This is a genomic window from Anaerotignum sp. (assembly GCF_045122575.1).
Taxonomy (GTDB): Bacteria; Bacillota; Clostridia; order Lachnospirales; family Anaerotignaceae; genus Anaerotignum_A.
In genome coordinates, this window is sequence record NZ_JBGVHV010000039.1 from 1 (window position 1) to 17,936 (window position 17,936).

The window sequence follows — 17,936 nt, forward strand, 5'->3', positions numbered from 1 at the left end:
GGGCCGCTGGAAACGATCTGGGTCGCCACCCCGTCGAACTGCTCTCTGGCAGGGAAATAATATTCGCTGATCTGCGCTTTTCCCTTTTTCGATGTAAAATTCCAGTCCTTGATAAAACGCATCTGCATCTGATCCACGGCATCGCCCTGAAACCGCAGATGGGTATCTCTCCAGGGGCCATATCGCTTGGTGATGCCCAGATATTCATCCCCCACGTTAAAACCGCCGATATAGCCGATTTTGCCGTCGATGATAGCCAGTTTACGGTGGTTGCGGTAATTCAAACGCACGATGAAACGAGGCAGAAAGGCCGCCGTATAGCCGCCGGCTTCCCGCAGGTTATCAAAGAAATAGGAAGGCAGAAGGGAATTACCAATGCCGTCATACAGCACGCGGACTTCCACACCCTCCGCCGCCTTTTTTGTCAGTTCTTCCACCAGACGGGCGCCCAGCTCATCTCCCCGCCAGATATAATATTCCAGATGGATATGCTTTTTGGCATTACGGATATCTTCGATCAGCGCATCGAATTTATCCTGTCCGTTATTAAAATAATCAATCTTATTATTAAAGGTCAGCCAGCTGCCGCTGTTCAGGTGCATATGGATCAGATCTGTCACATAGGTATTGTCTACCAGATGCTCATGATTGCGGATAAGCTGTTTCTGTTCCCTGTTTTTCCGCACCGATTCCACATCGTTATGGTAAACAGAGCGGTCATATTCTTCCTTTTTCAGAAACATTTTCTCTCGCCTGCTGTTGCGCCCGAAAACCATATAGATAAAGAAGCCCAGCACCGGAACAAACAGCAGAACCAGCAGCCAAGCCCATGTGCTGGAGGGATTTCTGCGTTCAAAGAACACGATCAGCCCTGACAGGATAATATTACCCACCAGAATGATCAATCCGATCAAGATCAGCCCGTTGAGAAAACTGTCTGCCATATCCCTCCTCCTTTCTTCTGTACAAAAAACAAAATTTTCTTCATTTTTTTAGTATACCCCCATTAAAAGGCCGTTGCAACCGCCCTTTTTATGAAAAAAATCGAAAAAAATCATTATTTTCCCTTCCCTAAATGGAAAATCGATGGTAAAATAGTTTGACGTGAAAAAATATCTGTGGAACACTCTGTTTTACACGCTTTTATAAAGGAGGAACTATTTTGAACGCTTCTGATATTATGATCATCATCATTGTCCTGCTGGCAATCGGCATTTTCTTCGCTTACCGCATGAACAGAAAGGCGATGGGCCAGATGATTCAGGCACAGGATTTCATCGACGCAAACCGTCAGACTGTACAGATCTTCGTGATCGACAAGAGAAATGAAAAACCTTCCGCATCCAACATGCCCAAAGCAGTTTTTGATCAGCTGCCCAAAAAGGCAAAAGCGAAAAAAGCTTTCCTGGTACGCGCTAAGGTTGGTCCCCAGATCGTTACACTGATGTGTGACAAACCCGTATACAACGTAATGCCCGTAAAGAAAAACGTAAAAGTAGAACTGGCAGGCATGTACATCGTTGGTATCACAGGCATGAACCTGGAAGACAAAAAGAAAAAAACTTTTGGCGAAAAAATCGCTGCAAGCGCAACTCGCACAATGCAGAAAGAATCCAAAAAAGCAAAAGAAAAAGCAAACAAATAAAAAAATTTGCAGCCCATCCTTTCGGATGGGTTTTTTCTTTCCTTTTATATTCCCCTTTTTTCCCTGTATCCGTTGACAGAAACGGAGAAACTATAGTAGAATATTTTTTATTAGGAAAACAGCTATGAAAAGGAGAGTACGTGATCTCCTTCTGCTGACAGAGAGCCCCGGCAGCTGGAAAGGGGCGCAGAAGAATCACCGAAGATGGCCTTGGAGCTTCGCACCAAATGTCTGCACAGATACTAGGCTGCGGCGGGTTCTCCCGTTACAGAGATGGAGTAAATTTCATTTACTCGCCGAGGTTTTTTCCGCGAGGGAAAAACGAAGTTAGGTGGTAACACGGCAAATATGTCCGTCCTTTCGCAAGAGAGGGCGGACTTTTTAAGTTTACAGACAAAGGAGAGATTATCGTGGCAAAAGAAAAATTCTATATTACCACACCCATTTACTACCCCAGTGATAAACTGCACATCGGTCATTCCTACTGCACAGTAGCAACTGACACAATGGCTCGTTACAAAAGACTGCGCGGCTATGACGTTATGTTCCTGACAGGTACAGACGAACACGGCCAGAAAATCGAAAGAATCGCAAACGGCCAGGGCATGACACCCAAGGAATACACAGACAAGGTTGTAGCAGGCATCAAAGACCTGTGGAAACTGATGGAAATTTCCTACGACAGATTCATCCGTACTACAGACGATTACCACATTGCCGCTGTACAGAAAATCTTCAAAGCGCTGTATGACAAAGGCGATATCTACAAATCTTCCTACGAAGGCTGGTACTGCACACCCTGTGAATCCTTCTTCACAGAAACACAGCTGAAAGACGGCAAATGCCCCGACTGCGGCCGTGACGTTGAACTGCTGAAAGAAGAAAGCTACTTCTTCAGACTTTCCAAATACGGCGACAGAATCATCAAATATTATGAAGAAAATCCTGAATTCCTGCAGCCCAACACACGTCAGAACGAAATGATCGCAAACTTCCTGAAACCCGGTCTGGAAGATCTGTGTGTTTCCCGTACATCCTTCAAATGGGGCGTACCTGTAGACTTCGATCCCAATCATATCGTATATGTATGGATCGACGCACTGTCCAACTACGTAACAGCGATGGGCTGGGGTACAGATCACGATGAAGACTACCAGAAATACTGGCCAGCAGATGTTCACGTTGTAGGTAAGGAAATCGTTCGTTTCCACGCAATCATCTGGCCCGCAATGCTGATGGCTATGGATATGCCTCTGCCTAAAAAAGTATTCGGTCACGGCTGGCTGGTTATCAACGGCGGCAAAATGTCCAAATCCGTGGGTAACGTAGTTGACCCCGTTGTTCTGTGCGAAAAATACGGCGTAGATGCCATCCGTTACTTCCTGCTGAGAGAAATCGCTTTCGGTCAGGACGGCAACTTCACAAACGAATCCCTGATCCAGAGAATCAACTCCGACCTGGCAAACGACCTGGGTAACCTGGTTTCCAGAACATGCGGTATGATCGAAAAATACTTCGGCGGCAAACTGCCCGCAGACAGAGTGGAATCCGAATTCGATGCAGACCTGAAAGCAATGGCAGCATCCGTGATCCCCGTTGTGGAAGACAAAATGGATAACATGCTGTTCTCCGACGCTCTGGTTGAAATCTGGAACCTGATCCGCAGAACAAACAAATATATCGACGAAACACAGCCTTGGGTACTGTGCAAAGATGAAGCGAAAAAAGGCGAACTGGCAAACGCACTGTACAACGTTGCAGAAGCGATCCGTATCGTTTCCATCCTGATCCAGCCCTTCATGCCTCTGACTCCCGCAAAAATCTGGGAACAGCTGAACATTCCCGCAGAAGCAACAGAATGGGAAACAACAAAAACATGGGGTGTTCTGCCTGCTGAACTGGCTGTTCAGAAAGGTGAAACACTGTTCCCTCGTATCGATATGAAAAAAGAACTGGCTGAACTGGAAGCTGCAATCAAAGCATCTCAGGCAACATCCATCGCAAACCAGCCTAAAAAAGAAGAAGAACCTAAGAAAGAAGAAGCGAAAGCTCCTGCTCACGAAGAACCCGAATATCCCGCAGAAATCTCCATCGATGACTTCTGCAAGGTTCAGCTGAAAGTGGGCGAAGTAATCGAATCCAACGAAGTTCCCAAATCCAAAAAACTGCTGAGAAACGTAGTAAAATTCGGTGACGAAGAAAGAGTGATCTTCTCCGGCATCAAAGGCAGCTATGCCCCCGGCGAACTGGTTGGCAAACGCGTAGTAGTTGCTTACAATCTGGCTCCCAGAAAAATGATGGGCGAAATCAGCCAGGGTATGATCCTGTGTGCAGAAGACAGCGACGGCAAACTGTCTATCCTGACAACACTGGACGAAAACTTTGAAAGCGGCAGCGCAATCAGCTAATATGAAATATTTTGAATCCCACGCTCATTACGACGACAAGAGATTCAGAGAAGATAGAGAGGAGCTCCTTCGGGAGCTTCTCCCTGCTTGTGGGGTAAGTCATATCATCAATATCGGCTGCGACGTAAAAAGCTCTGAAATGAGCGTACGTATGGCTGATAAATATGACTACATCTACGCTGCCGTCGGCGTACATCCCCATGAACTCTACGATATGTCCTCTCAGACCATCGATAAGCTGAGAAAACTGAGCGAACATAAAAAAGTGGTTGCCATCGGCGAGATCGGTCTGGATTATTACTATGACACTCACCCCCGCGAATTCCAGCGTTTCTGGTTCATCCAGCAGCTGCGTCTGGCGGAGGAAACAGGTCTTCCCGTTGTGATCCATTCCCGCGAAGCGTCTCAGGATACCTTCGATATCATCGAACGCTCCAAGGTGCGCCGCGGTTCCATCCACTGCTACTCCGGTTCTGCGGAAATGGCAAAGGAATATGTGAAGATGGGCTTCCACATCGGTGTAGGCGGTGTTGTCACCTTCCCCAATGCAAAAAAACTGGTGGAAGTGGTGGAAGCAATCCCTCTGGAAAGCATCCTGATCGAAACCGACTGCCCTTATCTTTCCCCCGTACCAAACAGGGGAAAACGAAACGATTCCAGGAATTTAAAACATATTGTAGACAAAATTGCTGAAATCAAAGGCGTAACTCCCGAAAAAGTAGCCGAAATTACCAAAAACAATGCAGAGACCTTATTTTTGAAGTAACAAAAAGCTGTAAAATCGTAATTTTTGTATACAAAATTTTGAAGAAATAGTACCAAGTTTTTAAAAAAGGTTGCGTAATTGTTACAAATGTGTTAATATATTGACTGTAGAAAGAATAAAGATGTATCAGAACGATATGTCTTTATTTTTTGCAGTCAAATTTTGAAAGCGTAAACATTATGCGGAAGTGACGACTCCCCGTGTAAATACGACTGCGACTGTCCCCCATTCAGGGACAGGGAAAAGGCATAAAATCTAATGTCTATCATGTAATAACGACAGGAGCGAAATCCCCTGCTTTCCCACTCACAAGGCAGTACGGCTCGTTCAAGGAGGTAAAAATGAAAACACATCTTAGAGTATTTGCTATCGTAGTATTTATATTGGTAATCGGCTGCGGAACAGCATCTGCTTACAGCAAAGCGAATATGCAATCAGTAGTAATCAACATCGACGGTGCTCCCAGAATGGTATCCACAGATAAGGAAACTGTGGGCGAGCTGCTGGAAGATATGGAAAACACAATCGACACAGACTATATTTTGAATGACGCCAAAGAAAGCGATCCCATCGAAGCGATGATGACTCTTTCTCTGACATCTGTCACAGAAAAAACAGTGGCAGAAACAAAGGAAATCCCCTTCAAAACCATCGAACGTGCCAACCCTAAAATGGAAATGGGCAAAAAGAAAGTGGTACAGGAAGGTCAGAACGGCGTTTCTTCCATCATCAGCAAAGAAGTTTACCACGGCAGCAAACTGATCGAAACAAAGTTTGTAGAAGAAAAGGTAACAACACCTGTACAGCACAAAATCGTAGAATACGGCACAACAGGCATGGTTGACGGCCACGCTTACACAAAACAGATCAACGCAAAGGTAACTGCCTACACACCCTATGACGCAGGCTGCAACGGCATCACAGCTTCCGGCACAGCAGCGAAAAAAGGCGTGATCGCAGTAGACCCCAGAGTGATCCCCCTGGGTACAAAGGTTTACATCCCCGGTTACGGCGTAGCAGTGGCACAGGACACAGGCGGTGCTATCAAAGGCAACCGCATTGATGTTTGCTATGCAACAAAAGGCGAAGCATTCGCTTGGGGCGTAAGAAACGTTCCCGTATATATCCTGCAATAAAAAAAGACCACCAGACGGTGGTCTTTTTTGTTTGCTCCGATCTCATCGTGCATTTACTTTCCCCGAAAGCATTTCCACATCCACGCGCACTACGCCTGTGATGTCCATTTTCGGCAGGATATAATCATCGGAGTCCTTGAAGGATGCAGGGGCGTATTTTTCAGCGATCAGCTGCAGGGCATGGTATTTTTCCTCCCTGTTCTCAACGATGCTCGCAATACCTTCCGCCACAACACTTTCATAGCGGTGGGTATACTTTTCCTCATCCACATAAGTATTCGCTGTAAAATTCATGCAGACTTTATTGTTTTCCCTGATATTGTCCAGTTTTCTGCCCACATCAGCGGCACAGTGGAAATAGACTTTATCTCCATCCACCACATGGGAAACAGCAATGCCATAGGGCTGCCCTTCTTTGTCAGCGGTGATAAAAATACCGTATTCCGCTTTTTCCATGATCTCTCTGGCTCTTTCTTCGGAAACCAGTCTGTCCTGTCTTCTCATTGGTCTGCCTGCTTTCATACAGATCCCTCCCATCTGCTCTCAGTCTAGCATAAAAACAGACCGCTAAAAAGAGTAGCATCCCTATTTTTTGAGAAAATATCTCTATGGGGCGGCACCACAGTTTCGTTGACTTATGTCAGAAAAAAGACTATACTTTATGCTGCAGGAGTTTTCTCCGACTAACCGAAAAATAACGGAGGTGTTCCGATTTGAAACAGAAATTCGACGTGACGGGGATGACCTGTTCCGCCTGCTCTGCCCATGTGGAAAAAGCAGTGGGGAAACTGGAAGGCATCGACTCCGTCAGCGTAAATCTTTTGCAGAACAGTATGGTGGTGGAATATGACGAAGCTTCCCTCACCACAGACGATATCATCAACGCCGTTAGAAGCGGCGGTTACGACGCAAACCTGCAGGGTGCAAAAACCGCAGCAGAACCGCCCAAAAACGTGGCTTTGGAGGAAATGAAGACCATGAAACACCGTCTGCTCTCCTCCTTCTGCTTCCTCATCCCCCTGTTTTATATTTCCATGGGGCATATGATAGGCGCTCCTCTGCCTGCCATCCTGACAGGTCACGAAAACATCATGGTTTTCGCCCTGACCCAGCTCTTGCTGGCAACGCCCGTCCTCATCATCAATAAGAAATTCTTCGTAGTCGGCTTTCAGGCACTGGCCAACAGAGCCCCTAACATGGACTCTCTGGTTGCCCTCGGCTCCGCGGCGTCTTATCTTTACAGTATTTTTGCCATCTATGCCATGGGCTATCATTTAGGTCATGGTGATCTGGAAATGGCGCACCATTATGGCATGGAGCTGTATCTGGAAGGGGCGGCCATGATTTTGACCCTCATCACCGTCGGAAAATACATGGAGACCCGCTCCAAGGGAAAAACCTCCGAAGCCATCGGCAAACTGATGGATCTGGCGCCGAAAACAGCAACCGTCCTCCGCAACAGCAGGGAAACAGAGATCCCCGTGGAACAGGTGGTTGTTGGGGATATCGTTGTGGTACGTCCCGGCCAGTCCATCCCCGTGGACGGCAGGATCATCGAGGGCTTTTCCGTCGTAGATGAAAGCGCCATCACCGGGGAATCCATTCCCGTGGACAAACAGACCGGCGACACCGTCATCGGTGCAACGGTGAATAAGACAGGCTTCTTTAAAATGGAAGCCACACGCATCGGCAGTAACACCACATTATCTCAGATCATCTGTCTGGTAGAGGAAGCTTCCGCTTCCAAAGCCCCTATCGCCAAACTGGCAGATACCGTCAGCGGTATTTTCGTGCCCGTGGTCATTACCATCGCCATCCTCGCAACGGTGACATGGATGTTTGTGGGTCAGCCCTTCTCCTTCGCATTGTCCATCGGCATTGCCGTTCTTGTCATTTCCTGCCCCTGTGCCTTGGGTCTGGCCACACCGACCGCCATCATGGTGGGCACAGGCAAGGGTGCAGAATACGGTATTCTGGTGAAATCTGCAGAAAGTCTGGAAATCGCCCATAAAATCGACACGGTCGTTCTGGATAAAACAGGCACCTTGACAGAAGGACATCCCGTGGTCACAGATGTATTGCCCGCCCCCGGCGTTCTGCGCAATCCTTTCCTCAGAATGGCGGCTTCCATGGAGTCATTATCCGAACATCCATTGGCGGCAGCCATCGTAAATCACGCAAAGGAAAAAGAAATCAGCCTGCAGGCTGCGGAAAATCTTCTGGCAACAGCCGGTCAGGGCATTGAAGCCGATGTGAACGGCAAGCATATTCTGGGCGGCAATCTGAACATGATGCAGCAAAGGAACATTGACCTGAAGGGCTTCGAAGAAACAGCCATCCGTCTGGCAGAGGAAGGGAAAACGCCCCTGTTCTTCGCGGAAGGCGAAAAATTCCTCGGCGTGCTGGGGCTTGCGGATACATTGAAGCCTACCAGCAAAGACGCAGTGGATGCCTTTCATCAAATGGGCATTGACGTCATCATGCTGACAGGGGATAATAAACGTACGGCAAATGCCATGGCAGAAAAACTGGGCATCGCAGCCATTGCGGAGGTTTTGCCCCAGGATAAGGAAATGGAAGTGCGCCGTCTGCAGGAAGGGGGCAAAAAAGTTGCCATGATCGGCGACGGCATCAACGACGCCCCTGCCCTGACCCGTGCAGACGTAGGCATCGCCATTGGCGCAGGCACGGACGTTGCCATGGAATCCGCCGATATCGTGCTGATGAAGAGCGACCTGATGGATGCGGTGACGGCAGTACAGCTGAGCCACGCCACTATCCGAAATATCAAACAGAACCTGTTCTGGGCGTTCTTCTATAACGTATGCGGCATCCCGCTGGCGGCAGGTCTGTTCTATACGGCTTTCGGATGGAAGCTGAACCCTATGTTTGCAGCAGCAGCCATGAGCTGCAGCTCTTTCTTCGTGGTCAGCAACGCCCTGCGGCTGAAACTGTTCAAGCCAGCACATACTGCTGTGAAACCGGCAGAAGAAAAGAAGGAAAACGAAAATATTCCGGTTAAGGAGGAAATTATGATGAAAAAAACACTGAAAATCGAAGGTATGATGTGCCACCACTGCACAGGCAGAGTAGACAAAGTGCTGAATGAAATGGACGGCGTAAAAGCAACGGTTTCTCTGGAAGACAAATCCGCAGAAGTGGAACTGTCCAAAGAAATCAGCGACGAAGAACTGGTGAAAGTTATCACAGAAGCAGGCTACGAAGTGGTAGATATCATTTAATTTCGTAGGGCTCTGCCCTACAACCCAGCAGGGAAATCATTTCCCTGCACCCTGATTTGCAAAAACATTCGTTTTTGCCATGCTGAAGGCAAAATAGAGTTTGGATCAAAGCTTTTTAAAGGTTTGCGGAGCGCGAGGCTGGCCTCGCAAATATTTCCCCAAGCGTGTTTTTGAAGGAGTTTGAGGATTGTCAAGCATCTTCCCTTCGGGAAGACGGCTTCGCCGCCTCCTTTATCTTGGCGGTGCTCACATTTCACAAGTGAAAAAAGTTTCCTCATAGAAAAAGAGATGCTGACAAAAGTCAACATCTCTTTTTTATTTCCTTATCTATGGCTTTCCAGATAACCGCTCAGGAGAGCCTCCAGTTCCGCCATATTTTCCGCATAATTCAGTTTGCCGCGCAGTTCCGCCGCACCGGGCATGCCTTTCATATACCACGCCATGTGCTTCCGCATTTCACGCACACCGATATATTCGCCTTTATAATCGATCAGCATCTGCGCATGACGCAGGGCTTTTTCCACTCGTTCTTCCCCTGTGGGTTCGGGCAGCAGTTCGCCTGTTTCCAGATAATGCAGGATCCGTTTGAAGATCCAGGGGTTCCCCTGGGCGCCGCGGCCTACCATAATAGCATCACAGCCCGTATGCTCAAACAGATTTTTCGCATCCTGAGGAGTAAATACGTCACCATTGCCGATGACAGGGATATTGACCGCAGCCTTTACCTGTTTGATGATATCCCAGTCCGCCTTGCCGCTGTAATACTGTTCTCTGGTTCTGCCATGCACCGCCACCGCAGATGCACCGTTGGCCTCCGCGATCTTTGCGATTTCCACCGCATTGATATGGTCATCATCAAACCCCTTACGGAATTTGATGGTCACAGGCTTGGACTGGCTTTCCACTAGAGATTTTACGATTTTCCCTACCAGCTCGGGTGTTTTCATCAGGCAGGAGCCTTCGCCGTTTTTTACGATCTTGGGCGCAGGGCAGCCCATATTCACGTCGATGATATCGATAGGATATGTCTCGATCTTTTTCGCCATAGCCCCCAGAATTTCGGGATCGGAGCCAAAAAGCTGTACCGCTACGGGGCGTTCCTTAGGGTCGATCTCCAGAAGTTCTGTTGTATTTTTGTTATCGTATAAAATGCCTTTGGCACTGACCATTTCAGAATATACCAGTCCGCAGCCCATTTCCTTGCAGAGGATACGGAAGGGCAGGTCTGTGACCCCGGCCATCGGCGCCAGAAAAACGTTATTTTCTAATTCCAGATTACCAATTTTCATAAATTACCTCCTTTTTCTTGGGACGCTGTCCCAAACCCTGACAGGGGAATGATTCCCTTGTACCCCCGTTTGCAAAAACTACCGTTTTTGCGCCGCAGGCAAATAAAAGTTTTTGGCTCACTTTTTTCAAAAAGTGAGTGGGAGTTTGAGGGCAACGCCCTCATAAAGTTCCTGCAAGCAGGTTTTTGAAGGGGGTATGGGGGAACTTTTCCCAAGAAAAAAAAGTTCCCCCTATTCTCCTCAAAAGAAAACAGGCATAACTGCCTGTTCTATTTTATTTATTCTTTTCGTACAGGATCCGCAGGCCTTTCAATGTCAGCACAGGATCCAGCACATCAAAAATTTCATTGTTGGGGTCGATGACCTTTGCCAGACCGCCTGTGGCAATGACCTTCATATCCGGCAGATTCAGCTGTTCCCGCAATGTCTGAATGATATATTTCGTCTGACCGATATGACCCAGCACCAGACCTGCCTGTAGGCTGTCCACCGTATTCTTCGCAATGATAGACTTTGGTGTCTTGATCTCGATCTTTGGCAGCTGTGCCGCCTTCTGATACAGGGCATCGGCGCAGGAAGCGATCCCGGGTGTGATAAACCCTGTGATAAATTCGTTCTTTTCATTGATCACATCAAAGGTATTGGCTGTGCCATAGTCAATCACAATGGCAGGGCCGCCGTAAATTTCATTGGCTGCCACCAGATCCACGATACGATCGGCACCGACGGATTTCGGGTCATCCCGTTTGACCACGATGCCTGTTTTCATCCCCACGCTTACGATCATTGGCTCAATATTAAAATATTTGCGGATCCCCTGAGTCAGGGAATACATGATATCCGGCACAACGGAAGAGATGATGACCGCTTCCACCGCTTTCACATCCACCCCTGCTGCATCAAACAGCCCATGGATGAAAATGCCTGTTTCGTCGGCGGTGCGATTGCTGCCGGTTGTCATTCGCCAGCAGTTGACCAGTTCCTCTCCATCATACAAGCCTAAAACAAAGTTGGTGTTCCCAACGTCGATTACCAAAAGCATCTGCTTTCCTCCTATTTAACGGCGACCTTTATTCTTTTCATAGATCAGGCGCAGGCCCTTCAATGCAAGAACAGGGTCGTAAACATCAAAAATACCTTTTTTCTCTTCATGGATCACTCTGCCCAGACCGCCCGTGGCAATGACCTTCATATCGGGACAGGCAAAGTGCTTTCTGATCTCATCGATAATATGCTGTGCTTCGCCGATATGGCCAAACACCAGTCCTGCCTGCATGCTTTCCACCGTATTTTTTGTGATGGCGCTGCCGGGGCTGACGATCTCAAATTTCGGCAGGTTCGCCGCCTTCTGATACAGGGCATCGGCGCAGGTCTGCAGCCCGGGTGCCGTGATCCCTGTCAGGAACTCACCCTTTTCGCTGACCACATCAAAGGTGGTCGCTGTGCTGTAGTCCACCACGATGGCAGGGCCGCCATAAATTTCATAGGCCGCCACCAGATTGACGATACGGTCGGTACCCATTTCCTTGGGATTTTCCATGCGCAGGTTAATGCCCGTTTTGATGCCGGCACGCACCACGATCGGGTCTTTCTGCAGGAATTTTTTGATGCCGTTTAATGTGGAATACATCACATTTGGCACAACGGAAGAAACAATGACTGCTTCAATATCCCTGACGGAAACATCGGAATATTCAAACAGATTGCGGATCATTAAACCTGTTTCATCGGCAGTACGTCCGCTCTGGGTAGAGAGACGCCAGTTTGCGATCAGCTTGTCTCCGTCGAAGACGCCAAAAACCATATTTGTATTGCCCACATCGATTACCAATAACATAAGCCTTCTCCTATTCGGGATAATATATGGAAAACGCACTGCGTCTTCTCATTGGAAACGGCGCAAGAACATCCTGCGCCGCATGTATTATCTTATTTATGTATTACCATAAAGCAGGGATCACAAACCTCCGCTTTATACTACTTTTTTGTACAGTGTTCTGCTGACCGCTTTGGAAACCACACCGCCTGCGATACAGCTTGCGGGCCATTCCAGCATACCATTCACACCAACGAACATCACAACAAACAGGAAGGGATTTACACCGCCGAATGCTGTGTTGAAACCCTGAATATATTCTGTATTCCAGAACAGCAGGATCAATGTTGCCATAAAGAAAACCGTATTCAGGAAAGCGGCAAAGAAACCGCCTACAAAGAAACTTACTGTTTTCTTCTTATCCAACTTGGATACAATCAGGAAGATCACACCTGTCAGGAAACCCATCAGCATTCTGGTGGGGATACACAGCAGGAATGTGTTTACAGGACTGATATTGAACAGTGTTGCACTGAATACAGATGTACCTGTTACCGCCTGATAAAAACTTGTCGCACCAAAGACGAGGCCCAGCCATGCACCCGCTCTGGGACCCATCAGCATAGCACCAATCCCTACAGGGATCATCATCAGAGAAATATCCACACCCAGTGTATGGAAATATCCCAGTGGAGTAAATGCCATCAACAGCAGGATCCCTGTCAGAAGACCCAGAGTTGTCAGGTCTTTGACACTCATTTTTTTCTTCTTGCTAACTGTTTCTGCTTTCACTGCAGATGTCACTACATTTGTTTCTGCTTCGCTCATTTTGTAATAACTCCTTTCATTCTCATTCTTACCTTTCGCCTCCAGTGCTCCCATTCGCAATCCCATCAGGATTACTCATGTGTGCAGCCGGCAAATGTCTCTGCGTTTGTGCAAGCAAGCTTGCCAAACACATAGCCGCTTTCCGGCTTGGCTTTCAAGATATAAGATGACTTGGATAGAATAATGTTGTCCATTGCGCTGTCCTTTTGGAGGGTGTGTGGTATACCTGCCCACTTCTGCGGGTCAGGCTATCGGTTTCCCATAATTCCGCCATTCTTACGCAATCACATACATTATAACAAGAAATGCAAAGATTACAATATTTTTTTATGATTTTTTGTTAAAAAAGCCACGAATTTACAGGGTTTTTCCCTCTTCTGCCGCTCTGCGCTGCAGTTCCATCTTCGCCAGTTCGCCTTCTTTTGTGCAGAAGATTACATACCACAGTTCCATGGCACGGAACAGTTCCAGTTCTTCTTTCTGCAGACGTTTGATTTCCAGCTCTGCACCGATATCATCAAAGTCGAAATCGCCTTCGTGTTTCACTGTTTCGAAATATACATCGCCGTTATCATCAAAACCAACCATGAACGTGCAATTTAGTTTTTCCGCCATCATAATGCAGATCTTCTTCAGATCTTCCTTGATGGCGTCGGGCAGGAATTTGAATTCCTCTTCCATAAAATATTTCTGTTCTTTATTATTGGCTGCTGCCAGTACTTTTCTTGCCATTATTCCTTCTCCTCTCCTCGGATAGATACTTCGCCGGAGAAAACCACTTCCTCCGCTCCGTTATCCTTTCTTTTTACGATCAGTTCCCCTTCGGGGGTAATATCCAAAGCCGTAGCCAGATAGGTTTCCCTGCCGATGACACGGACTTCTTTTCCCATATTCAGGCACTTTGCGCGGTATCTTTTCTGAAAAGGCGCAAACACACCGCCCTTTTCCAGAAATTCTTCGTATAATCCCTCAAATCGCTTCATCACACATCCCACGATCTCTGCACGGTCAAATCCCCTGCCGCTTTCCAGATACAGGGAGGTGGCAATTTCCTGCAGGTCTTGGGGAAATGCCTTTGTGTTCACATTGATGCCCATGCCTACGGTCACGGAATGGATCTGTTCCATATCACAATCCATTTCTGTCAGGATGCCTACCAGTTTTTTTCCGTTCAGCAGGATATCATTGGGCCACTTGATGCCTGCTTCCATACCTGTCACATCTTCGATGGCTTCCACCAGCGCGATCCCTGCCAGAAGGGTCAGCACCGATGCCTGTGTTGGCGGGATGTCGGGTCTGAGGAGCAGACTCATCCAGACGCCGCTTTCTGCCGGTGCCTGCCATGCCCGTCCCCTTCTGCCGCGAGCCGCCGTCTGCATTTCCGCCACAGCCAAGGTTCCTTCTGGAGCGCCTTCCAGCGCCAGTTCCCGAATACGGTCATTGGTGGTATCCGTTTCAGGATAAAAATACAGGGGCTGTCCCATTTTTTCTGTTTTTATGGCATTTTCCAATGCCTGTCTGTTATATGCGTGCATGACGAACCATCCTTGTAAAAAAGGGACTTCAGCGAAGTCCCTTTTCGTTCTTACATTCTTATTTATTGCCTTTTGCGTTTACTTTGCTCAGGAACTTGTTCAGTTCGATGATGGCACGGCCGTGTGTACCTTCGCAGATCTTGTCTACTTCATCATAAGCTTTAATGGAGTATGTCAGCAGTTTGCCTTTTACTTCTGTTACTTCTGCCACGATGCGCACTTTCATGCCAACGGGTGTTGCTGCCATGTGCATCAGGTTGAAGGAAGTACCTACTGTTTCCCAGCCTTCGGGCAGGAAAGGTGCTACTGTGCCGATGGCTGTACCTTCAATCCAAGCGATCATTCTGGGGGAAGCGAATACGGGTACTCTGTCATTACCGAAGTGTACCGCTGTATCGCCTTCTTCTACGATAAATTCTTTTTCAAATGTCATGCCGGGTACGATGTTGCTGAAATCCATGATCCATTCTCCTCTCTTATTGCCTGCTTATTCCACAGTCCCTTCCACTGTTTCCGCAGGTGTTTCGGTTTCTTCTTCGTTTGCGATGCCCAAAATTTCATTGCGCACCTTCTGGTCAAACAGAGCACGGAATTCGTCCCCTGTGACTTTTTCTTTTTCTACCAGCAATTTTGCGGTAGCATGGAGCATTTCCATATTTTCTTTCAGGAGGCGTTTTGCTTCCTGATAAGCGCCTGTCACAATACGGTTTACTTCCTGGTCGATGGTTGTCGCCACATTTTCGCCGTAGTTTCTTTCCTGACCCCAGTCACGGCCAATGAATACTTCATTGCTGTTGCCGCCAAACTGGATCGGGCCAAGGATGTCGCTCATACCATACTGTGTCACCATGCTTCTTGCCAAAGCAGTTGCTCTTTCGATGTCATTGGAAGCACCTGTCGTAATATCCTTGATGACCAGTTCTTCCGCCGCACGGCCGCCCAGCAGGCTAATGATTTCCTGTTCCATCATCATTTTTGTCATGTACATTCTGTCCTCACTGGGCAGGGGCATGGTGTAACCACCGGCCATACCTGTGGGGATGATGGAGATGCTGTGAACAGGATCCAGTTCACTGAGCACTTCGAAGAGGATCGCGTGACCGCCTTCGTGGTATGCTGTGATGTATTTTTCTTTTTCAGAGATGACTCTGGTTTTCTTTTCTGTACCAACACCGATCTTGATGAGAGCCTTCTGGATCTCTTCCATATCGATGAGCTTCTTGCCGTCCCTTGCGGTCAGCAGGGCTGCTTCGTTCAGCAGGTTTGCCAGGTCTGCACCGGTGAAGCCTGCCGTTGTCTGGGCGATGACCTTCAAATCCACTTCGGGAGCCATGGGTTTGCCCTTGGAATGTACACGCAGGATGGCTTCTCTGCCTTTTACGTCGGGTCTGCCAACGTAAACCTGTCTGTCAAAACGACCTGGACGCAGCAGCGCGGGGTCGAGGATATCTGCACGGTTGGTTGCCGCAATGATGATAACACTTTCGTTGATGCCGAAACCGTCCATTTCAACCAAAAGCTGGTTCAATGTCTGTTCTCTTTCATCGTGACCGCCGCCCAGACCGGCGCCTCTGCGACGGCCAACAGCATCGATTTCATCGATGAAAACGATACTGGGAGAATTTTTCTTTGCCTGTTCGAACAGGTCACGGACACGGGATGCACCGACACCGACAAACATTTCCACGAAGTCGGAACCGGAGATACTGAAGAAAGGTACACCGGCTTCCCCGGCAACGGCTTTCGCCAGCAGTGTTTTACCTGTACCGGGAGGGCCCACCAGAAGAACCCCTTTGGGGATGCGGGCACCCAGATCTGTGAATTTCTGAGGGGCTTTCAGAAAATGTACCAGTTCTTCCAGCTCTGCTTTTTCCTCATCACAGCCGGCTACGTTATCGAATGTTACTTTGGTTTCGCCTTCCACGCTCATTTTGGCTTTGCTTTTGCCAAAATTGCTCATCTTGCTGCCGCCGCCGTTCATCTTATTAAAGATGGCAGTAAAGATGATGACCATAATGATCATCATGACCAGAGAGGGCAGCATGGAAGAGAGCAGACTTTCTCTCTGCAGTTCCCCAACCTCCATACGGAAGCCGTTTTCCGTTGCTTTTTCATCCAGCTTTGTCTGCAGGGTAGACATACTGGGTACTTCCACCGTAATGATGCTGCCATCCTTCAGTTTTGCTTCCACAACGCCATAGTCACTGACCTCTGTGCTTCTGGAAACTTCAACAGATGCCACATTATTGGCATCCAGTTCCTGCAGCAGGTCGCTGTAAACACGAGCCTCTGTGGCCGCTGTCTGTGTGTGCTGATCCATCAGACCGGGGCCTGTATAGGCAACAACCGCCAGAATGATGATAAACACGATGGCATAAAGACCAAAAGATTTAAAATATTTGTTCAAGAGCGTTCCTCCTTTATTCTTGCATGTTTATTCGCCTGATTTCTTTACCCCGAAAAAATCAGACCATATCAATATATGATTGTACCATACTTTATACGGAAACGCAACGAAGGATTTCGCAGCACAAAACGAAAAAAAGCCGACAATTTCAGCTTTTCAAAAATCATATCTTTCTGCTGTTCTATTTACTTCCCCCGCCCCCTGTGTTATGCTGAAAAAAAGATCTGCATGGTTTGACAGAGGAAGGTGTTTGATTATGGTATCCATCGATCAGAAAAAATGTATCGGCTGCGGCCTGTGTGTAAAGGACTGTTTTTTCGGCGTACTGCAGATCACAGACGGGAAAGCCGCAGTTTCCGGCGACTGCTTCGGCTGCGGACACTGCGTTGCCCTCTGCCCTGCAAATGCCGTGACCATGCCCGACTACCCCATGGAGGAAGTGCGGGAATATGACGAAAGCTGCAGAATGGATCCCGAAAATCTGCTGCATTTCATGCAGTTTCGTCGCAGTGTGCGTCAGTTCAAAAAAGAATCCGTGCCCATGGAATCTATGCAAAATATTCTGGAAGCCGGCAGATATACCCCTACTGCCGCCAACCGACAGGATGTTTCCTATATCCTTGTAAAAGAAAAACTGGAGGAATTCAAGAAAATCGTCTGGGAAGGTCTGGGGGAAAGACTGGCAAAGGGTGTGCCCGATCCCTACGCTTACCGCATGCAGATCTTCTATGATGCCTATCTGGCAAATCCCGAAGATGACCGCCTGTTCTGTGGCGCAGATATCTGTATGCTCGTTCTGTCCGATCTGCCCGTCAACGGCACCCTTGCCATGACCAGCATGGAACTGATGGCCCAGGCGCAGGG

At 48.0% G+C, this 17,936-nt stretch carries 16 protein-coding genes and 1 other annotated feature; of the genes, 6 read left to right on the plus strand and 10 right to left on the minus strand.

Annotated features, from left to right (window positions below):
- The coding region (cls, locus tag ACJMLT_RS01555) for a cardiolipin synthase (RefSeq protein WP_405725561.1) at nucleotides 1–944 on the minus strand (944 nt) is incomplete at its 3' end.
- Between the two features lie 218 nt (nucleotides 945–1,162).
- Between cls and ACJMLT_RS01560 the strand changes: the two genes are divergently transcribed.
- From ACJMLT_RS01560 to ACJMLT_RS01575, 4 genes are all read left to right on the plus strand, one after another.
- Nucleotides 1,163–1,645 (plus strand): hypothetical protein, encoded by a 483-nt coding sequence (locus tag ACJMLT_RS01560; protein WP_405725564.1) that lies wholly within the window; start codon nucleotides 1,163–1,165, stop codon nucleotides 1,643–1,645.
- Nucleotides 1,646–1,760: 115 nt separating this feature from the next.
- Nucleotides 1,761–2,008 (plus strand) — a binding site (T-box leader).
- Nucleotides 2,009–2,055: 47 nt separating this feature from the next.
- Nucleotides 2,056–4,053, plus strand: a complete 1,998-nt coding sequence (gene metG, locus ACJMLT_RS01565; protein ID WP_405725567.1) for a methionine--tRNA ligase — start codon at nucleotides 2,056–2,058, stop codon at nucleotides 4,051–4,053.
- Between the two features lies 1 nt (nucleotide 4,054).
- Entirely contained in the window at nucleotides 4,055–4,819 is a 765-nt protein-coding gene (locus ACJMLT_RS01570) for a TatD family hydrolase (RefSeq protein WP_405725572.1), read from the plus strand.
- 341 nt (nucleotides 4,820–5,160) lie between these two features.
- Nucleotides 5,161–5,955, plus strand: coding sequence for a 3D domain-containing protein (locus ACJMLT_RS01575; RefSeq protein ID WP_405725575.1), 795 nt, complete (start codon nucleotides 5,161–5,163; stop codon nucleotides 5,953–5,955).
- Between the two features lie 42 nt (nucleotides 5,956–5,997).
- Here the strand turns inward: ACJMLT_RS01575 and ACJMLT_RS01580 are convergent, their stop codons facing one another.
- On the minus strand, nucleotides 5,998–6,477 hold the full coding sequence (locus ACJMLT_RS01580) for a pyridoxamine 5'-phosphate oxidase family protein (RefSeq protein ID WP_405725578.1): 480 nt from the start codon (nucleotides 6,475–6,477) through the stop codon (nucleotides 5,998–6,000).
- Nucleotides 6,478–6,668: 191 nt separating this feature from the next.
- Between ACJMLT_RS01580 and ACJMLT_RS01585 the strand changes: the two genes are divergently transcribed.
- Nucleotides 6,669–9,197: a heavy metal translocating P-type ATPase gene (locus ACJMLT_RS01585; RefSeq protein ID WP_405725581.1), complete on the plus strand. Its 2,529-nt coding sequence runs from the start codon at nucleotides 6,669–6,671 to the stop codon at nucleotides 9,195–9,197.
- Nucleotides 9,198–9,520: 323 nt separating this feature from the next.
- Here the strand turns inward: ACJMLT_RS01585 and dusB are convergent, their stop codons facing one another.
- The 8 genes from dusB to ftsH all read right to left on the minus strand — a co-directional run bounded on the left by dusB (nucleotide 9,521) and on the right by ftsH (nucleotide 17,072).
- A complete protein-coding gene (dusB, locus tag ACJMLT_RS01590) occupies nucleotides 9,521–10,486 on the minus strand; it encodes a tRNA dihydrouridine synthase DusB (RefSeq protein WP_405725584.1) in 966 nt (321 codons plus the stop codon).
- A 274-nt stretch (nucleotides 10,487–10,760) separates the two neighbouring features.
- Nucleotides 10,761–11,528: a type III pantothenate kinase gene (locus ACJMLT_RS01595; RefSeq protein ID WP_405725587.1), complete on the minus strand. Its 768-nt coding sequence runs from the start codon at nucleotides 11,526–11,528 to the stop codon at nucleotides 10,761–10,763.
- A 15-nt stretch (nucleotides 11,529–11,543) separates the two neighbouring features.
- The gene (locus tag ACJMLT_RS01600; protein WP_405725590.1) at nucleotides 11,544–12,323 is read right to left on the minus strand and encodes a type III pantothenate kinase; all 780 of its coding nucleotides are present in this window, start codon (nucleotides 12,321–12,323) and stop codon (nucleotides 11,544–11,546) included.
- A 135-nt stretch (nucleotides 12,324–12,458) separates the two neighbouring features.
- Nucleotides 12,459–13,130, minus strand: a complete 672-nt coding sequence (locus tag ACJMLT_RS01605) for an ECF transporter S component (RefSeq protein ID WP_405725593.1) — start codon at nucleotides 13,128–13,130, stop codon at nucleotides 12,459–12,461.
- A 357-nt stretch (nucleotides 13,131–13,487) separates the two neighbouring features.
- Nucleotides 13,488–13,862 carry a DUF6145 family protein gene (locus ACJMLT_RS01610; protein WP_405725596.1) on the minus strand — a complete coding sequence of 125 codons (375 nt, stop codon included), beginning with the start codon at nucleotides 13,860–13,862 and terminating at the stop codon, nucleotides 13,488–13,490.
- The gene (locus ACJMLT_RS01615; RefSeq protein ID WP_405725599.1) at nucleotides 13,862–14,665 is read right to left on the minus strand and encodes a biotin--[acetyl-CoA-carboxylase] ligase; all 804 of its coding nucleotides are present in this window, start codon (nucleotides 14,663–14,665) and stop codon (nucleotides 13,862–13,864) included. The genes ACJMLT_RS01610 and ACJMLT_RS01615 overlap by 1 nt, the downstream gene beginning before the upstream one ends.
- 58 nt (nucleotides 14,666–14,723) lie before the next feature.
- Complete coding sequence (locus tag ACJMLT_RS01620; RefSeq protein WP_405725602.1) at nucleotides 14,724–15,125, minus strand: thioesterase family protein; 402 nt, start codon at nucleotides 15,123–15,125, stop codon at nucleotides 14,724–14,726.
- 27 nt (nucleotides 15,126–15,152) lie between these two features.
- Nucleotides 15,153–17,072 carry an ATP-dependent zinc metalloprotease FtsH gene (gene ftsH / locus ACJMLT_RS01625; protein ID WP_405725605.1) on the minus strand — a complete coding sequence of 640 codons (1,920 nt, stop codon included), beginning with the start codon at nucleotides 17,070–17,072 and terminating at the stop codon, nucleotides 15,153–15,155.
- Nucleotides 17,073–17,328: 256 nt separating this feature from the next.
- Between ftsH and ACJMLT_RS01630 the strand changes: the two genes are divergently transcribed.
- A partial coding sequence (locus ACJMLT_RS01630) for a nitroreductase family protein (protein ID WP_405725608.1) occupies nucleotides 17,329–17,936 on the plus strand: 608 nt, incomplete at its 3' end.